Raw genomic sequence first — 16,037 nt, 5'->3', positions numbered from 1 at the left:
GGGTGATAATCTGCACAAGTCCGGTGCTCCACCCGTTCAAGGAAGGCCCGGACGGAACATCAAATGGAATGGATGGAACCCACATGGATATGGATGTCCAGTCGCTCGCCGCGACGGCTGGCCGCTTGCTGGCCAAACTGTCGCAAGACACCCGCCTGATCGAGATCGGCACGCCAGATGCAGCCGGCGCGTTGCCCGACGCGCTGGTGGTCGAGCGCTTCGAAGGTTTCGAGTCGGTCTGCGCCGACTTCCGGTTCGACATCGACTGTCTGTCAACCTCGGCCTTCCTCGACGCCAAGGCGCTGGTCGGCCAACCTCTGGCGCTGCGGCTGCGACAGGCCGATGGATCGCTTCGCCACTGGCACGGCCACTGCACCACCGTCGCACCGCTCGGCAGCGATGGCGGGTTGGCGCGCTACCGGCTGACGATGGCGCCGTGGACCGCGTTCCTCAAGTTGCGCCGCAACGCGATCATCTTCCAGGACCTCGACGCGCTCGGCGTGATCGAGCAGATCTTCGACGACTACCCGCAGGCGAGCTACCGGGTCGATGCGACCCAGGCGTTGCCGACGTTCCCGATCACCACCCAATATCGCCAGAGCGACCACGATTTCGTATTCCGCCTGCTCGCCGACGCCGGCCTGGCGTGGCGTTTCGAGCATGCGCAAGAGGGGGAGGGTGGCCACACGCTGGTGATCTTCGACCGCGATGCGACCGTGCCCGAGTCCGGCCCGGTGCGTTTCCACCGCACCGACGCGACCGAAGCGTCCGACGCAATCAACCACTTCACCGAGCAACGCCAGGCCACTGCCAACGCCGTCACCACCGCCAGTTGGCAGCCCGAGCGGGTAGAAGCGCACGCCGCCAGCCTCGACGCCGACCCGGCCGGTCCCAACCTGCCAACCCGCGAGGTCTACACCGCTCCGCGCGCCGGTCGCTACGCCGCACGCAACCACGCCGACCTCGCCGCCGACCTGCAACTCGATGCGCTGCGCCTGCCGCGACGTCTGCACGCCGGCGCCGGCAGCGCCCGAGGTCTGGTGGCCGGTCTCGGCTTCACCCTCACCCAGCATCCGGACCTCTCCGGCCAGCGTTTCGTGCCGCTGGCGATCGAGCACGTCGTCGCCAACAACCTCGGCAGCGGCATCGTCGCCTTGCTCGACAATACCGACCTGGAACGCGGCAGCTATCACAATCGCTTCGTCGCCGTCCCGGGCGACACCGCGATCGTTCCGATGTCGCGCCCAAAACCCACCGCCCCGGGCCCCCAGACCGCCCGCGTGGTCGGCCTGCCCGACGCCAGCGTCACCAGCACTCGCGACCACCAGGTCCGCATCCAGTTCCCGTGGCAGCGCGGCACCGCGCCCAACCGCGGCGGCTTGGCCGACACCGGCTCCAGCGCCCACCCCGATGGCCATGCCCCCGGCGACGGCACCTCCGGCACCTGGGTCCGCGTCGCCGAATGGCAGGCTGGTCCCAACTGGGGCAGCCACGCGCTGCCGCGGATCGGCAGCGAAGTCCTTGTCGAGTTCCTGCACGGCGACATCGACCAGCCGCTGGTCATCGGCCAGCTGTACAACGGCGAAGTCGCCCCGCCGTTCGCCCTGGGCGACGCCAGCAACCACCCCGGCACCGTCAGCGGCCTGCATAGCCAGAGCCTCGACGGCAGCGGCACCCAGCAATGGCTGATGGACGACGCCAGGGGCCAGCTGCGCCAGCGCCTGCACACCTCGCTGGCCGACAGCCGGCTGGAGCTGGGCTACCTGCTCGATCACGACAACGCCAGCCGCGGCAGCCTGCGCGGGCAGGGTTTCGACCTGGCCACCCTCGGCTGGGCCAATCTGCGTGCGGGACAGGGCGTGCTGCTGTCGACGAGCGCGCGGAGTAACGCCACCTCGACCCAACTCGACGTCAATGAGGCCGTCAGCCAGCTCAAGGGCGCCGAACGGACCGCGCAGGCGCTCAGCGATGCTGCCGAAGGCAGTGAAGTCGCGCCGCTGAAGGCCAACGAAAACCAGACTCGACTGACCGCCGCGCTCGATGCCGAGCAGGACGGCAAGCACGTCGGCAGCATCAACGGCCAGCCTTCGACCAAACCCACCGGCTCAAACCGCGACGGTGGCGATCCGGTCGAGAAGTTCGCGACCCCACTGCTGTTGGCCGACTCCCCCGACGCCATCGTCCTGACCACGCCCAACAGCGCCCTGGCCTATGCCGGCGGCAACACCCACCTGACCAGTCAGCAGGACACCCATCTTGCCGCCGGCCACACCTTCGCCGGCGTCAGCGGCGGCCACGTCGCCCTGTTCGCCCAGACCGGCCCGGTCAAGGCGATCGCCGCCAACGGTCCGCTAAGCCTGCAAGCGCACGCCGGCCCGCTAGAGCTGCTGGCTGACAAGTCCGTCACCGTCACCGCCACCGACGAGCGCATCGACGTGCTGTCCAAGAGCAAGATCGTGCTGCAGGCCGGGCAGACCCAGATCACCTTGGAGGGCGGCGACATCACGTTCGCGTGCCCGGGCAACTTCACGGTCAGGGCGGGACAGATGCCGTTCAAGGGCGGGGCGAATGGAGCGGCGGTGTTGGGTATGTTGCCCGATACGCGGGTCACGCGGCCGGAACAATATAGCCAAGTCATTCATATAGTAGGACTTACGTCCAATCCATTTACTTTTGGGGCCCGCCCTCACGTCGTCATAAACCAGAAAAATGGTCAACGGTTAGCGCAAACCCATTCGGATGATTCTTTTGTTTCCGGGCGATTTTTCAGTGCGAACCAAGAAAATGAAGTATCTGTATTCGTGCGGCAAGGAGAATGGGAGTTCGACGAGATCATGGATGACATGGAAGTGCAGGTCGAGGCAAACGGATCATGAACACTGCAAGCAGTTACACAGTTGTACATGGCGACAACCTCACTGAGATCGCCGCTGCGCATGGGACCACCGTCCAAGATCTGGCCAAGTTAAACGGGATAACAGATGCTAACCGCATCCAAGTCGGACAAACAATCCGCCTGCGTGCGGACTTCAGTCAGGTGCAGGCCACAATGAAGTCAACGGCACGGATTCATTCCAGGAACCCCTCGATACAGTTTGTGTTGCTAGACAAATTGCTGGAGTCGATCCAGGGTCTTTCTTACCGTGTAGTTTTGGGTCCAAGTGAAAAAATTTCCTTTGGCTCAACTAGCGAACACGGTCTGACGTGCGAAGTTACTGGACGTTCGGGCGATTCGGTCGATTTTTTTGTCAAGCGGCAGCGGGGAGGGTTCAAGCACCTCTATCGAACCACGCTCGGCGATCAGCGTAAGGTCGTTACTGCGTACAGCCCCTCCATCAAGGTCAAGGCAGACACAAAAATACACGACGGTGCTTTGGGCATTGATGCCGGTGCCGGTCGCGACGAAAAAGGGCATCCAGTCATTGTCATCGACAAGAAGGACGTGCAGCTTGATTTTTTGGGGCCATACGACGGAACTCAAATACAGGATGAAGACTTTATAGCTGCGGCTGATAAACTAGGCTGCGAAGTGGCGGCAGTAAAGGCCGTTGCTGTAACGGAGACCGGTACGGTGGGTAGCTTCTTTGATTTCGAAGGATGGGATCCAGTGCCTGCAATACTCTTCGAGCGGCACTACTTTCACCAACTAACCAATGGCATGTATGACGATACGCATCCGGACATATCCGATCGATTTGGTGGTGGGTATGGAAAGTACCGTGTTCAGTATAAAAAATTGTTGAGGGCCTATAATCTAAATGCGAGCGCCGCCCTGAAATCCGCGTCTTGGGGGAAGTTCCAAATAATGGGGAGATGGCATGAGCAGGCCGGCTATTCCAGCGTAGAAGAATTCGTCGTTGGTATCAGTACCTCTGAGAAAAACCATCTGAAAGCATTTGTCAGCTTCATTGAGGCGGACTCGCGATTAAGCTCGGCGATAGTAAAGAAAGATTGGCTTGCCTTTGCAAAGACCTACAACGGCCCAAGGCAGAAAGGATACGACAAAAAAATGCAGGATCACTATAATGCCTTTGCTAGATAATCGAGCCCTGGCGCTATGGGCGCTGATTTCTGGGGTGCTCGCCTGCTCTGCGTGCTACAGCAGTGATCTTGGGTCTCCCATAGGAAACTGCCAAGTAGATGAGCAGGTTTATTTCTCTTGCCCCGTTAGCAAGCAACGCTACGTGTCGCTCTGTGGCAATCCGGATGCAGGTAAACAAGGTATCTACTACCGTTTCGGCAATAAAGACAACATGGAGCTTGAGTTCCCCAGCAACAACGAAGCGGGCGGATTCTTTTATAACAGTTATCATCGCCCGAGAGCGGAGTACACTGAAGTGGCGTTCCATCAAGATGGCTACCAGTACAAGGTATTTCGACACTATGACGCAGATTTGGATGAATATCCGCGCTATGGCGTAGCCGTCGCTGATAGCTCGGGAAATTCGGAGACTGTAGTTCCATGTGCATCGGAGCCTGTCAACAATTTGTCAGAGCTCTCCGGAATTCTGCCGTGCAGTCAGGATAGTGCGCTTGGCTGCGGTGAATAGATTGAGGTGTACATGTCTGGTATGGCTGCTGGTGTACAGGTAGCTCCGCTAGCCTCTACATCATGTCTGGAAAGCCAGAACACCTATATCGAAAATTTCCGCCCCACTGTCCACGCCGGAATCACCTGATCTTGTAATTGCGCTCGAGCACACTCGCGGTCGACGCCCACCTTCCTTTCTCAGCGGATCACAGGGACTTGGGCGGCGTCGACTCGCCAGCGTGCTAGCTCGCAGCCGGGTCGCCATGAAAGCAGAAGCTTCCCCGCCCCTGCCGCTTCGCCCGGTACATCGCGGCATCCGCACGCTTGATCAGGGTGTCGGCGGTTTCGCCATCGTCGGGATAGAGGCTGATGCCGATACTGGCGGTGAGGGAGAGTTCGTAGTCGTTCACCAGGTGCGGTCGGGCGAGTTCGGCGATCAGCTTGTCGGCGACCCTGACTGCGTCGGATGGTTGCGCCACTTCGTCGAGCAGGATCAGGAATTCGTCGCCGCCGTGGCGGCTGACGGTGTCCACTTCGCGCACGGTGGAGGCCAGACAGCGTGCCGCCAGGGTGAGCACTTCGTCGCCGAATGCGTGGCCGTGGGTGTCGTTGATCTGCTTGAAATTGTCGAGGTCGACGAACAGCAGCGCCAGGCGGCTGCCGCGACGATTGGCGTTGGCGATCGAGTGGGCGAACCGGTCCAGCAACAGCACCCGGTTCGGCAGCCCGGTCAGGGCGTCGAGCCGGGCTGAACGGGCGGCGTCGGCCAGCGCCCGGGCAGCGGTCTCGGCATCGAGACGAGCCTGCAGCGCCGCGGATACCAGCCGCTCGTTGGCGTCGACGATATCGGCCGCGAGATTGCGCCCGAGCCGGCACTCGGCGTCGATCACCGCCTGCTGAAGGCGAACCAGTTCGGCCCGGGCCTCTTCGATTTGTGCCTGCAACTGCGCCAGTTCGCGCGTGGCCTGCGCCGTCGGGCGCGCATAGGGTTCGAGCGGGCAGGCGCTCACGAGTGCAGGTTCCCGGCCGTTGGCTCGAGTTGGACCGGCTCCGGTATCCGGGCGTTCGGGGCATCCGGCGCGCAGACGAATCGCAACAGGCGTTCGGTCAACGGCAGGCCGACAAGGCTCGCCAGCATGCCGTGGAATGCCTGCAGCAGCTCGTATCCGCCGGTGGCAGCGGTGTCGGTGCTCTGTTGGGCAAAGGCGGCCCTCAACGCTTCGGGTTCCAGCGTCTGGCCGCTTTCGCAGATGTCCGTGAGCCAGGGCCGGGATTTGGCGGCCAGGCAAATGCTGCGCTGGTACAGCAGCGCGACGGCCTGCGGCCCCAGCACGGGCGACAGTGCGGCGTCGATTTCCCGCCAGGTCGAGACGATTGCCTCGGCGATCTGCTGCGCCTCAGCCCCGGTTTCGACCCGACGTGCCAGGGCGGAGACTATTCGGCGGCTCTGCTGGTTTTCCACGGAGGTCAGGGGAGTCTGAAGGGGTCCCGTTGACCGTACAACCGACGCGGTGAAAGCTTTATGAGGGACGCGGCATCAGTCGAGGAACTGCAGCTTCGCCAGTTCCGCGTACAGGCCGCCCTCGGCCAGAAGTTGCTGGTGGGTGCCTTCGGCGACGATGCGACCGTGGTCCATCACCACGATGCGATCGGCCTTGAGCACGGTGGCCAGGCGATGGGCGATGACCAGGGTGGTGCGGCCCTCCATCAGGGTTTCCAGCGCCTGCTGCACGGCGCGCTCGCTTTGCGCGTCCAGGGCGCTGGTGGCCTCGTCGAGCAGCAGGATCGGGGCGTCCTTCAGCAGGGCGCGGGCGATCGCGATGCGTTGTTGCTGACCACCGGACAGCCGCGCTCCGCGCTCGCCCAGTTCGGTGTCCAGGCCCTCGGGCAGGGCGCTGATGAAGTCGGTCGCGTGGGCTGCTTCGACCGCGGCGTCGACCTCGGCATCGCTGGCTTCCAGCCGCCCGTAGCGGATGTTGGCGCGGGCGCTGGCGGCGAAGATGGTCGCCTGTTGCGGCACCAGCGCGACGGCGCCGCGCAACTCGGCCAGGTCGAGCGCGCGGATGTCGTGGCCGTCGACCCGCAGGCTGCCGGTGCGGGGGTCGTGGAAGCGCAGCAGCAGCGAGAACACGGTGCTCTTGCCGGCGCCCGACGGACCGACCAGGGCGACGGTTTCGCCAGGCTGGACATGCAGGTTGAATGCTTCCAGCGCTGGCAGGTCCGGCCGCATCGGGTAATGGAAGGTGACATCGTCGAACGCCAGTTCACCGCGCATCGGTTGGGGCAACGTTCGCGGCTGCGCCGGTGCAACGACGGTCGAGTTTTCGGCCAGCAGTTCGGTGATCCGGCCCATGCCGCCGGCGGCGCGCTGCAGTTCGTTCCAGACTTCGGCCAAGGCGCCGACCGAGCCGCCGCCAATCAACGCGTACAGCACGAACTGGCCGAGCAGGCCGGCGCTCATCTCGCCTTCGACCACGTCATGCGCACCCGACCACAGGACCAGGGTGATCGCGCCGAACACCAGCACGATCGCGATCGCGGTGACCCACGCCTGGGCCTGGATGCGCCGGCGGGCGGTGGCGACGGCGAGCTTGAGGGCCTCGTCGAAGCGGCCGAGTTCGTACGGTTCGCGGGCATGCGCCTGCACAGTCCGCACCGCGCCGAGGGTCTCGTTGGCGAGGGCGTTGGCATCGGCAACACGATCCTGGCTGGCGCGCGAGAGCTTCTGCAGCCGGCGTCCGCCGATCACGATCGGCAATACCGCCAGCGGGATGCCGACCAGCGCGTAGGCGGCCAGGTGCGGGCTGGTCACGAACAGCATCACGATGCTGCCGATGAAGGTCACCGTGCTGCGCAAGGCGACCGACATGCTGGTCGCGATCACGCCGCGCAGCAGTTCGGCATCGGCGGTCAGGCGCGACACCAGCTCGCCACTGCGGTTGCGCTCGTGGAAGCCGGCGTCCAGACCGATCAGGTGCGCGTACAGGCGCTCGCGCAGGTCGGCGACCACCCGCTCGCCGAGCAGGGAAACGAAGAAGAACCGCGCAGCGGTCGCCAGCGCGAGGGCCACGGCGACGATGAACAGCAGCGCGAACGCGCGATCGATCGCGCCGCCGCCGCCCTGGGCGAAGCCTTGGTCGATCATGGTGCGGAACGCGACCGGCAGGCTCAGGGTGGCGGTCGAGGAGCAGGCCAGCGCCAGTAGCCAGGCGACGAACAGGCGATTGTGCCGGCGCACGAACGGCCACAGCATCCGCAGGCTGCCGATCGGAGCTTTGGTGGGGGCGGGAGAGGGAATTTCGGTTTCGAGCGCGGCGGTCATCGGGGCATTGTCCGCTATCGGTGGTGTCCGCTGCATCCGGCTGGTGCGTCCGGCTCCTACACTGGTTTGATCCGTACCTGGTCGCGGCTGGCGTCGCGGAGTTGCACCTGCAGGGCATCGGCGTGCGCGGCGGGCAGGCGAAGGTGCAGGTGCGCGCCGGCGGCGTCGAAACGCTCGTCGAGTTTCTCCGCCCCATGCTGCGCCAGCGCCGCATGCACGGCGCCGGTGTGGTCGAACGGGTAGCTCAGGTTCAGTTCGCAGTATTCGACCAGCGGCTCGCGCGCGGCGGTGCGCAGGCACTCTGCCGCACAGCCGCCGTAGGCGCGGACCAGGCCGCCGGCGCCGAGCTTGATGCCGCCGTACCAGCGCGTCACCACCACCATGACCCGGTCGAAACCCTGGCCGTCGATCGCGGCGAGGATCGGCCTGCCGGCGGTTCCCGCCGGTTCGCCGTCGTCGCTGGAGCGATACAGGCCGCCGACCCGATAGGCCCAGCAGTTGTGGGTGGCGTCGGCGGTAGCGACTTCGGCGAGGAAAGCCAGTGCCTGTTCCGGCGTCTGCACCGGGGCGGCGAGGGCGAGGAAGCGGCTGTGCTTGACCTCGATTTCGTGGCGGGCGCGGTCGGCCAGAGTGTCGCTGTTCATCGGTCCGCGGGCGGCGCAATGGCGCGTACGTCGTCGGGCAGCGGCAGTTGCGGATAGTCGCGTCGCAGCAACGCGAGGCTGGCGCGGGCGCTGGCGAGGTCACCGGTGTCGCGGCGCTGGCGAATGCGCTCGATCCAGTCCACCGGGGGAAGCTGGCTGTCGCTGGCGACCGGCAGGTCGGTAACGGTCACGGTGGCGGCGCGGCCGGTGGCGGAAACCGGCGCATCGCTCGCGGCTGCTTCGGCCTGCACCGAGGCGGGGGCGGCCGACATTGCGCGCGCGGCGCGCGACCCGGCAGTTGTGGTCGCCTCCGGTGCGGGCTGGGAAGGCGGAGGCGCGGGCGCGGCTGGCGGGGGCATTACGTCCATCGGCGACGGTTCGTCGAACACCACCGGGGGCTCGGGCGCTTGCGGCGCTGTGCGCGGCAGCGGTGACGGCACTTTCGTCGCACGTACCTGTGCCGGTGGAGGCGGCACCACCGTAGCTTTGGGCGGGGCGATCGGCCGCATGGGTTCGGGCGTTGGCTCCGCCGGCTTGCGTATGAGGAGCTGCACCGGCGTCTCCTCCAGCTCGACAGAAACCTCCTGCACCGGCCGCAACTGCCACACCGCCCCAAGCGCCAACGCCAGCGTCGCCGCGATGCCGGCCCAAGCCGGCCAACGGCGCTGTCGGCTGCGGTCCGGCTTGCGCGCCGCGGCGGTCTGGGCGGCGCCGAGAATCCGCGCATCGAGCGCCGGCGACGGCTCGCCATGCGGCCCGATCCGCGCCAGGCGGGCGGCCAGCTCGCGTTCTTCGGGGCTCAACGGGTCGGGGACGTGGCTGGTCATGGGTTCAGTCCCGCGCGCAGTTTGTCCATCGCGTATCGCAGGCGCGACTTGACGGTTTCCCGGCCGCTGCCGGTGATCGCGCCGATCTCTTCCAGGCTGAGGTCCTGTTCCAGGCGCAGCAGCACGACCACGCGCTGCTCGTCGGGAAGCGCCTCGATGGCGCGCTGGAGCTGGCGGCGCTGCTCGAACTCGGACAGTTCACGCTCTGGGTTGGAAGGGTCGGGCTGGCGGTTGGCGCGCTCCTCGCCATCGACGGGTGCTGGCGGCCGGTACTTGAGCGCGCGCCAATGATCGTTCAGGCGATTGTGGGCGATCCGGAACAGCCAGGTACGGAACGCCGCGTCGGGCGTCCAGCCCTCGCGGGCGCCGATCACGCGTTGCCAGACGTCCTGGAACAGCTCATCGGCCAGCGACGGGTCGCGCAGCTGGCGCAACAGGAATCGGTACAGCGGGCCTCGGTGGCGCGCGTACAGCAATTCGAACGCCGACGCGTCGCCGCCAACCCACGCCAGCATCAGCATTTCGTCGCTCGAGTCGGCCGCGCCATTCATCGGCAGCAGGGTACGGGCTGGCGGCGCCGAGGCAAAGCCTTGGCGCCATTGCGGCGGTCGGGACGGCAGCCGGACGGGGCCCGCCACCTGGCGGCTGGGCTGGGGCATGCAGGGGTCAACGGCCATGGCAGCGCCACGGGGTTGATGAGCTGGGGTTGTGGGGGCGTCGGCCCGCGGCATCATAGGCGCCGACCCATGGCCCGGTAAGGCGCGCTATCCTGCCCGGGCAGACAGGGGGCGGTATTGGTGCAGAACAAGGGTGCACAGGCGATCAGGGCGAACCATTCGACCAGTGATCCGGTCCAGGCCGATGCGCTTGCCGCGGCATTGCGGGAGGCGCGCGCGCGCGTCGAATCGCTGGAAAAGTCCGAGCGCCTGCAGCAGGCCCTGTACGAGATCGCCGACCTCGCCGGCTCCGACCTCGAAATGGACGAGATGCTGCAGCGGCTGCACGCGGTCGTCGCGGGGCTGATGTATGCCGAGAACTTCTACATCGTGCTGTTCGACGACGCGCGCGACAGCTATCGGTTCCTGTATTTCGCCGACCGCCTCGACCCGTATGTCGCCGAACCCGAACGCGAGATCCTCGCGCGCGATTCGCCCAACAGCCTGACCTTGGCGTTGCTGCACCTCGGCGAGCCGGTGCGTGGCTCCTCCGACGAGGTGCGGGTACGGCTGGGCGTCGCCCGCGACGACAACCACGGCCCCGACAGCGTCGACTGGCTCGGGGTGCCGATGCGCCGCGACGACCGTGTCTGCGGCGCGATCGTGGTGCAGAGCTACGATCGGCCCGACTGCTTCGGCGACGAGGAACGCGCCCTGCTGGCGTTCGTCGCCCAGCACATCCTGACCGCACTCGACCGCCACCAGGCGCGCGAGGAACTCGAGCGCCGGGTCGAGGAACGCACCCAGGCGCTGCGCCAGAGCAACCGCGACCTGCAGGGCGAGATCGTCGAGCGCCAGCGCGCCGAGCGCCTGCAGCGCGCGTTGTTCCGCATCGCCGAACTGTCGATTACCTCCGAGACCCTGGAGCGCTTCTACGCCCAGGTCCACGATGTCGTCGGCGAGCTGTTGTACGCGCGCAACTTCTATATCGCGCTGTTGTCCGACGACGGCGAACGGCTCGAGTTCCCGTACTCGATCGACGAGCGCGACGCCGCCCGCGTCACCCGTCCGGTGGGCGCCGGCATGACCGAGTACGTGATCACCAGCGGCCGCGCGGTGCTGGCCGATCGCCAGCGGATTGCCGAGCTTGAGGCACAGGGTCACTGGCGCAGCCACGGCAGCCTGTCGCACTGCTGGCTCGGCGTGCCGCTGTTCCGCAACGAGGCGGTGGTCGGGGTCATCGCGGTGCAGAGCTACTCCAATGCGATCAACTTCAGCGCGCGCGACCAGGACCTGCTGACCTTCGTCGCCCATCACATCAGCATCGGCCTGGCGCGCAAGCAGGGCCAGGACCGGCTGGTCACCGCGCACGCCGAACTCGAGCAGCGGGTCGAGGCGCGTACGCGCGAGCTGGCGATGGCCAATGCCGAGCTGCTGGAGCAGATCGGCGAGCGCCTGCGCGCGGAACAGAAGCTGACCCACCAGGCCCGCCACGACGCCCTGACCGGCCTGCCCAACCGCCCGCAACTGCTCGATCGCCTCAGCACCGCGATCAGCAACGCCCGGACCAACGCCCGGCACAGTTCGATGGGGGAGTCGCCGCGGGTGTTCGCGGTGCTGTTCCTCGACCTGGACCGCTTCAAGCTGGTCAACGACAGCGTCGGCCACTCCGCCGGTGACGACCTGCTGATCGAAGCCGGTCGCCGGATCGTCGCCACCGTGCGTCATGGCGACATGGTCGCGCGCCTGGGTGGCGACGAATTCGCCATCCTGGTGGAGGACATCGACGGCCTGCACGTTGCCGAAGAGCTCGCCCAGCACATCCTCCACGCGCTCGGGCAACCGTGCTGGGTCGCTGGTCGCGAGGTGTTCCCGTCGGCCAGCCTCGGCATCGCCCTGTGGCATCCGCGCTACCACACCGGCGCCGAGCTGCTGCGCGATGCGGACGCGGCGATGTACCGGGCCAAGGCGTCCGGTCGCGACCGCTGCGCGGTGTTCGACGAGGCCATGCGCGAGCAGGCCCTGCAGATCCTCGACCTGGAGGCCGACCTGCGCCGGGCGATCAACGGCGATAGTTTCATCGCCCATTACCAGCCGATCGTGCGGCTCGGCGACAACGCGGTGATTGGCCACGAAGCCCTGTTGCGCTGGCGCCACCATTCGCGGGGCCTGTTGTGCCCCGGCGAGTTCATCGGCGTCGGCGAGGACAACGGCCTGATCGAGGAGATCGACTGGCTGATGTATGCGCAGGTGATCTCGCGTCTGTCGGTGTGCAGCGCGGGCTACATCTCGATCAACGTCTCGCCGCGGCATTTCCGCAGCGACGATTTCGCCGATCGCCTGTTGCGGTTGATCGATGCCGCCGGTGCCGATGCGCGTCGATTGCGGATCGAGATCACCGAGGTCGCGCTGCTCGACGACGTGCCGCGCGCGTTGCGCACCTTGCACCTGCTGCGCCACCACGGCGTGCTGGCGCAGCTCGACGACTTCGGCACCGGCTACTCGGCGCTGTCCTACCTGCACCGGTTCCCGATCGAGTGCCTGAAGATCGACCGCAGCTTCGTCGCCGGCCTCACCGGCGACAGCCGCCACGAGAGCATCGCAGTGGTCCGTGCGATACAGGCACTGGCCGGTGCGCTGGGCATCCACACCATCGGCGAGGGCATCGAAACCGACGAGCAGCGCGCGATGCTGCGCGAGCTGGGTTGCGATTACGGCCAGGGCTACCTGCTCGGCCGACCGGCCGAGCAGATGTTGCCGGCGGAATCGATCGCACTCATTCGCTGACGATTTCCACCGCGTCGTCGGCGCCGACCAGCGCGCGTGCCTGTTCGACCAAGCCGACGAACTCGGCGCGGCTCGGGTCCACCCGGTTGCCGCCGGTGGACCGCGCGGCGTCGAGGATGCCGTCCCAGCCCCAATCATCGGTATGGGTTCCGCCGCGCAACGCATCTGCGAACCCCGCCACCGACGCCGCGAACCGCAGCGAATCGCTGGCCCGTTCGCGCAACTGCGAACGCAGGATCGGGGTCTCGATCAGCTGGCTGGTGTCGCTCCCCGGCTGCTTGTAGCGCAGGCGCAGGTGGGCGACCTCGCGTGCATCGCCGGACGCCGCCGGCGCGGTCTCGCCGTAGCGTAGCGGCGGCAGCCGCGACGCGGACGAACCCACCGGGGTGATCTCGTACAGCGCGGTTACCTCGTGGCCTGCACCGATCTCGCCGGCATCGACCTTGTCGTTGGCGAAGTCCTCGTTGCGTAGCAGCCGGTTCTCGTAGCCGACCAGGCGGTACTCGGCGACCACTGCCGGGTTGAACTCGACCTGGATCTTGACGTCGCTGGCGATCGTCAACAGCGTCGAGCCCATCGCCTCGACCAGCACCCGCCGCGCCTCCAGCGCGTTGTCGATATAGGCATGGTTGCCGTTGCCCAGGTCGGCCAGGCGCTCGGCCAGCGCGTCGTTATAGTTGCCGCTGCCGAAGCCCAGCGTGGTCAGGGCGATGCCGCTCCTGCGCTGGTCGGCGACCAGGGTTTCCAGTGCGCCTTGGTCGACCGTGCCGACGTTGAAGTCGCCATCGGTCGCCAGCAGGATCCGGTTGACCCCGTCCTCGACGTAGCCCTGCCGGGCCATGTCATAGGCCAGCTGGATCCCGGCGCCGCCGTTGGTGCTGCCGCCGGCTTGAAGTCGGCCGAGCGCGGCGAGTATCTCGCCCTGGCGATCGCCCGCGGTGGGCGGCAACACCAGCCCAGCGGCGCCGGCGTAGACCACGATCGAGACCGTGTCCTGCGGTCGCAACTGGCGCACCAGCATTGCCATCGCGCGCTTGAGCAGCGGCAGTTTGTCGGGCGAGTGCATCGAGCCGGAGGTGTCGACCAGCAGCACCAGGTTGGCCGGCGGCAGTTCCGCGCGCGGCACGTCGTAGCCCTTGATGCCGATCATCAGAAGTTGCCGGTCGGCGTTCCACGGCGCTGGCGCGAGTTCGGTGCTGACCCGGAACGGAACTTCGCGCGAGGTCGGCGCCGGGTGGCCGTAGTCGAAGTAGTTGATGAACTCTTCTGCGCGTACCGCATCCGCGGGCGGGCGCACGCCTTCGGCAAGCATCCGTCGCACGTTCGTGTAGCTGCCGGTATCGACGTCGATCGAGAAGGTCGAGAGCGGTTGTTCCGAGGTTCGATGGACCGGGTTGTCGTCGAACTCGGCGTAGTTCTCGGTGTTCGTCGGCAGTTGGGGGTAGGAGTGGGGATACCCGGCCGACGGCATGCCTGCGGGGGCGATCATGTCCATCGTCACCGCCGCACGCGCAAGCTCTGGTGCCGACATCGGCGGGGGCGGGGCGGGCGGCGGTGCGAGCTGCCGCTGCGCGACGGCGCGATCGCTGGCGGCAACGCTTTCCTGCGCCCGAGACGGTTCGTGGGTGCTGCTGCAGGCGGTCGCCAGTGCCGCCAGCAGGGCGGTGGTGATGAAGGTGCGGCGGGTAGGGAAGGTCGATGACGTGCGGTGCATGGTGGTCTCCGTGGTCCTTGTACGAAACCAGAACGCACCCGCGCGCCGAACGGGGTTAACGCGCCACCGCCGGGCGCCGGTCGGTCGGTGGCGCCGCGATCAGCGGTCGCGGATTACCAGCAGCCGCTGTTCGGTCATGTCCTCGATCGCGTAGCGCAGGCCCTCGCGACCCAGTCCCGACGCCTTCACACCGCCGTAGGGCATGTTGTCGACGCGGAAGCTGGGGATGTCGCCGACCACCACGCCGCCGACGTCGAGCCGGTCCCAGGCCCGCATCGCGTGGTCGAGCCGCGCGGTGAACACACCGGCCTGCAGGCCGAACTCGCTGTCGTTGACTGCCGCCAGGGCATCGTCGAAATCCTCGAACGGCTCGATGAAGGCGACCGGACCGAACGCTTCCTTGCGGTACAGCTCGCAATCGTGCGGCACCTTCTCCAGCAGCCAGGCCGGCAGCATGTTGCCCTCGCGTTCGCCACCGGCGAGCTTCTTCGCCCCGGCCTTGCGCGCGGCGGCGATCCAGCCCTCAACCCGCTTGGCCGCCTCCTCGTCGATCATCGGGCCGATGAAGGTCTTCTCGTCGCGCGGGTCGCCCATCCGCAGCTTGCCGACCGCGGCCTTGAGCTTGCGGCGCAGGGCGTCGTGGACATCGACGTGGGTATAGATGCGCTGCACGCCGATGCAACTCTGGCCGCTTTGATAGTAGGCGCCGGAGACCAGCCGCTTGACCACCTCGTCCAGTTCGACGCCGGGGTCGGCATCGACGATGCAGGCCGCGTTGCCGCCGAGTTCCAGCACCACCTTCTTGCGGCCGGCGCGGGCCTTGAGGTCCCAGCCGATCAGGCCCCCGGTGAAACTCAGCAGGGCGACGCGCTCGTCCTCGACCAGCTGCGAGGCGTCCTCGTTGCTGCAGACCATCACCGAGAACGCGCCCTTGGGCAGGTCGGTCTCGGCCAGTATCTCGGCGATGATCAGCGCGCCGATCGGGGTCTTCGGCGCCGGCTTGAGCACGAACGGGCAACCCGCCGCGATCGCCGGGGCGACCTTGTGCGCGACCAGGTTGAGCGGGAAGTTGAACGGCGTGATCAGGCTGCAAACACCGATCGGCACGCGCTTGACCATGCCGCGGTAGCCGACGGTGCGCTCGGAGATCTGCAGCTCCAGCACCTCACCGCCGATCCGGGTCGCCTCGCCGGCGGCGACGCGGAAGGTGTCGATCAGCCGGGTGACCTCGCCGCGCGCATCGGCGATCGGCTTGCCGGCCTCGATGCACAGCGCCAGCGCGAGTTCCTCGTGGCGTTCCTCGAAGCGGCGCACGCAATGTTCCAGCACCTTGCGCCGCGCGCCGGGCGGGAACGCGGCCATCGCCTCGCGCGCCTTGTAGGCGGCGGTGATTGCCTTGCCGACCGCCTTGCCGTCGGCCAGCGCGACCCGGGTGACGCGCTTGCCGCTGTACTTGTCGAACACCTCCAGGTCGATGTTGGCGGCGACCGGCTTGTTGGCGAGGTAGTAGGGGTAGGTTTTCTTCAGGGTGGCCATCGCGATTCTCCTGGGTTGCA

The 16,037-nt window shown here is 66.7% G+C and carries 12 protein-coding genes; 4 read left to right on the top strand and 8 right to left on the bottom strand.

Features of this window, described 5'->3' with window-relative positions; all coding sequences use genetic code 11:
- The first annotated feature begins 83 nt into the window (after nucleotides 1-83).
- From SNE34_RS04500 to SNE34_RS04490, 3 genes are read left to right on the top strand one after another with little or no spacing between them, the layout of a single operon-like run.
- Nucleotides 84-2,876 carry a type VI secretion system Vgr family protein gene (locus SNE34_RS04500; protein WP_332615105.1) on the top strand — a complete coding sequence of 931 codons (2,793 nt, stop codon included), beginning with the start codon at nucleotides 84-86 and terminating at the stop codon, nucleotides 2,874-2,876.
- The gene (locus tag SNE34_RS04495; protein ID WP_332615103.1) at nucleotides 2,873-4,042 is read left to right on the top strand and encodes a LysM peptidoglycan-binding domain-containing protein; all 1,170 of its coding nucleotides are present in this window, start codon (nucleotides 2,873-2,875) and stop codon (nucleotides 4,040-4,042) included. Before SNE34_RS04500 ends, SNE34_RS04495 begins: the two co-directional genes overlap by 4 nt.
- Entirely contained in the window at nucleotides 4,026-4,550 is a 525-nt protein-coding gene (locus tag SNE34_RS04490) for a hypothetical protein (RefSeq protein ID WP_332615102.1), read from the top strand. The genes SNE34_RS04495 and SNE34_RS04490 overlap by 17 nt, the downstream gene beginning before the upstream one ends.
- A gap of 223 nt (nucleotides 4,551-4,773) precedes the next feature.
- Here SNE34_RS04490 and SNE34_RS04485 read toward each other — a convergent pair whose 3' ends face one another.
- The 6 genes from SNE34_RS04485 to SNE34_RS04460 all read right to left on the bottom strand — a co-directional run bounded on the left by SNE34_RS04485 (nucleotide 4,774) and on the right by SNE34_RS04460 (nucleotide 9,875).
- Nucleotides 4,774-5,541, bottom strand: a complete 768-nt coding sequence (locus SNE34_RS04485; RefSeq protein WP_332615099.1) for a GGDEF domain-containing protein — start codon at nucleotides 5,539-5,541, stop codon at nucleotides 4,774-4,776.
- A complete protein-coding gene (locus tag SNE34_RS04480) occupies nucleotides 5,538-5,993 on the bottom strand; it encodes a hypothetical protein (RefSeq protein WP_332615097.1) in 456 nt (151 codons plus the stop codon). The genes SNE34_RS04485 and SNE34_RS04480 overlap by 4 nt, the downstream gene beginning before the upstream one ends.
- A gap of 75 nt (nucleotides 5,994-6,068) precedes the next feature.
- Nucleotides 6,069-7,853, bottom strand: a complete 1,785-nt coding sequence (locus SNE34_RS04475; RefSeq protein ID WP_332615096.1) for an ABC transporter transmembrane domain-containing protein — start codon at nucleotides 7,851-7,853, stop codon at nucleotides 6,069-6,071.
- Nucleotides 7,854-7,909: 56 nt separating this feature from the next.
- A complete protein-coding gene (locus SNE34_RS04470) occupies nucleotides 7,910-8,497 on the bottom strand; it encodes an IMPACT family protein (RefSeq protein WP_332615094.1) in 588 nt (195 codons plus the stop codon).
- Nucleotides 8,494-9,324, bottom strand: a complete 831-nt coding sequence (locus SNE34_RS04465) for a hypothetical protein (RefSeq protein WP_332615092.1) — start codon at nucleotides 9,322-9,324, stop codon at nucleotides 8,494-8,496. The genes SNE34_RS04470 and SNE34_RS04465 overlap by 4 nt, the downstream gene beginning before the upstream one ends.
- The gene (locus SNE34_RS04460) at nucleotides 9,321-9,875 is read right to left on the bottom strand and encodes an RNA polymerase sigma factor (RefSeq protein WP_332615697.1); all 555 of its coding nucleotides are present in this window, start codon (nucleotides 9,873-9,875) and stop codon (nucleotides 9,321-9,323) included. Before SNE34_RS04460 ends, SNE34_RS04465 begins: the two co-directional genes overlap by 4 nt.
- A gap of 246 nt (nucleotides 9,876-10,121) precedes the next feature.
- On the opposite strand from SNE34_RS04460, the gene SNE34_RS04455 reads away from it, so the two are divergent.
- Nucleotides 10,122-12,767: a bifunctional diguanylate cyclase/phosphodiesterase gene (locus tag SNE34_RS04455; protein WP_332615695.1), complete on the top strand. Its 2,646-nt coding sequence runs from the start codon at nucleotides 10,122-10,124 to the stop codon at nucleotides 12,765-12,767.
- Here SNE34_RS04455 and SNE34_RS04450 read toward each other — a convergent pair.
- The gene (locus SNE34_RS04450) at nucleotides 12,757-14,481 is read right to left on the bottom strand and encodes a vWA domain-containing protein (RefSeq protein WP_332615090.1); all 1,725 of its coding nucleotides are present in this window, start codon (nucleotides 14,479-14,481) and stop codon (nucleotides 12,757-12,759) included. The two genes, SNE34_RS04455 and SNE34_RS04450, sit on opposite strands and share 11 nt — an antisense overlap.
- Nucleotides 14,482-14,580: 99 nt before the next feature.
- A complete protein-coding gene (locus SNE34_RS04445; RefSeq protein ID WP_332615088.1) occupies nucleotides 14,581-16,017 on the bottom strand; it encodes an aldehyde dehydrogenase family protein in 1,437 nt (478 codons plus the stop codon).
- Between the last annotated feature and the right edge of the window lie 20 nt (nucleotides 16,018-16,037).

Source organism: Novilysobacter erysipheiresistens (assembly GCF_036663935.1).
Taxonomy (GTDB): Bacteria; Pseudomonadota; Gammaproteobacteria; order Xanthomonadales; family Xanthomonadaceae; genus Novilysobacter; species Novilysobacter erysipheiresistens.
The sequence above is the reverse complement of the archived record's forward strand: the minus strand, read 5'-3'. Positions and strand labels throughout refer to the sequence as shown.

Coding starts and splice junctions, on each gene's coding strand:
- SNE34_RS04500 (WP_332615105.1), top strand. CDS start 84: ATGGATATGGATGTCCAGTCGCTCGCCGCGACGGCTGGCCGCTTGCTG.
- SNE34_RS04495 (WP_332615103.1), top strand. CDS start 2,873: ATGAACACTGCAAGCAGTTACACAGTTGTACATGGCGACAACCTCACT.
- SNE34_RS04490 (WP_332615102.1), top strand. CDS start 4,026: ATGCCTTTGCTAGATAATCGAGCCCTGGCGCTATGGGCGCTGATTTCT.
- SNE34_RS04475 (WP_332615096.1), bottom strand. CDS start 7,853: ATGACCGCCGCGCTCGAAACCGAAATTCCCTCTCCCGCCCCCACCAAA.
- SNE34_RS04470 (WP_332615094.1), bottom strand. CDS start 8,497: ATGAACAGCGACACTCTGGCCGACCGCGCCCGCCACGAAATCGAGGTC.
- SNE34_RS04465 (WP_332615092.1), bottom strand. CDS start 9,324: ATGACCAGCCACGTCCCCGACCCGTTGAGCCCCGAAGAACGCGAGCTG.
- SNE34_RS04460 (WP_332615697.1), bottom strand. CDS start 9,875: ATGAATGGCGCGGCCGACTCGAGCGACGAAATGCTGATGCTGGCGTGG.
- SNE34_RS04450 (WP_332615090.1), bottom strand. CDS start 14,481: ATGCACCGCACGTCATCGACCTTCCCTACCCGCCGCACCTTCATCACC.
- SNE34_RS04445 (WP_332615088.1), bottom strand. CDS start 16,017: ATGGCCACCCTGAAGAAAACCTACCCCTACTACCTCGCCAACAAGCCG.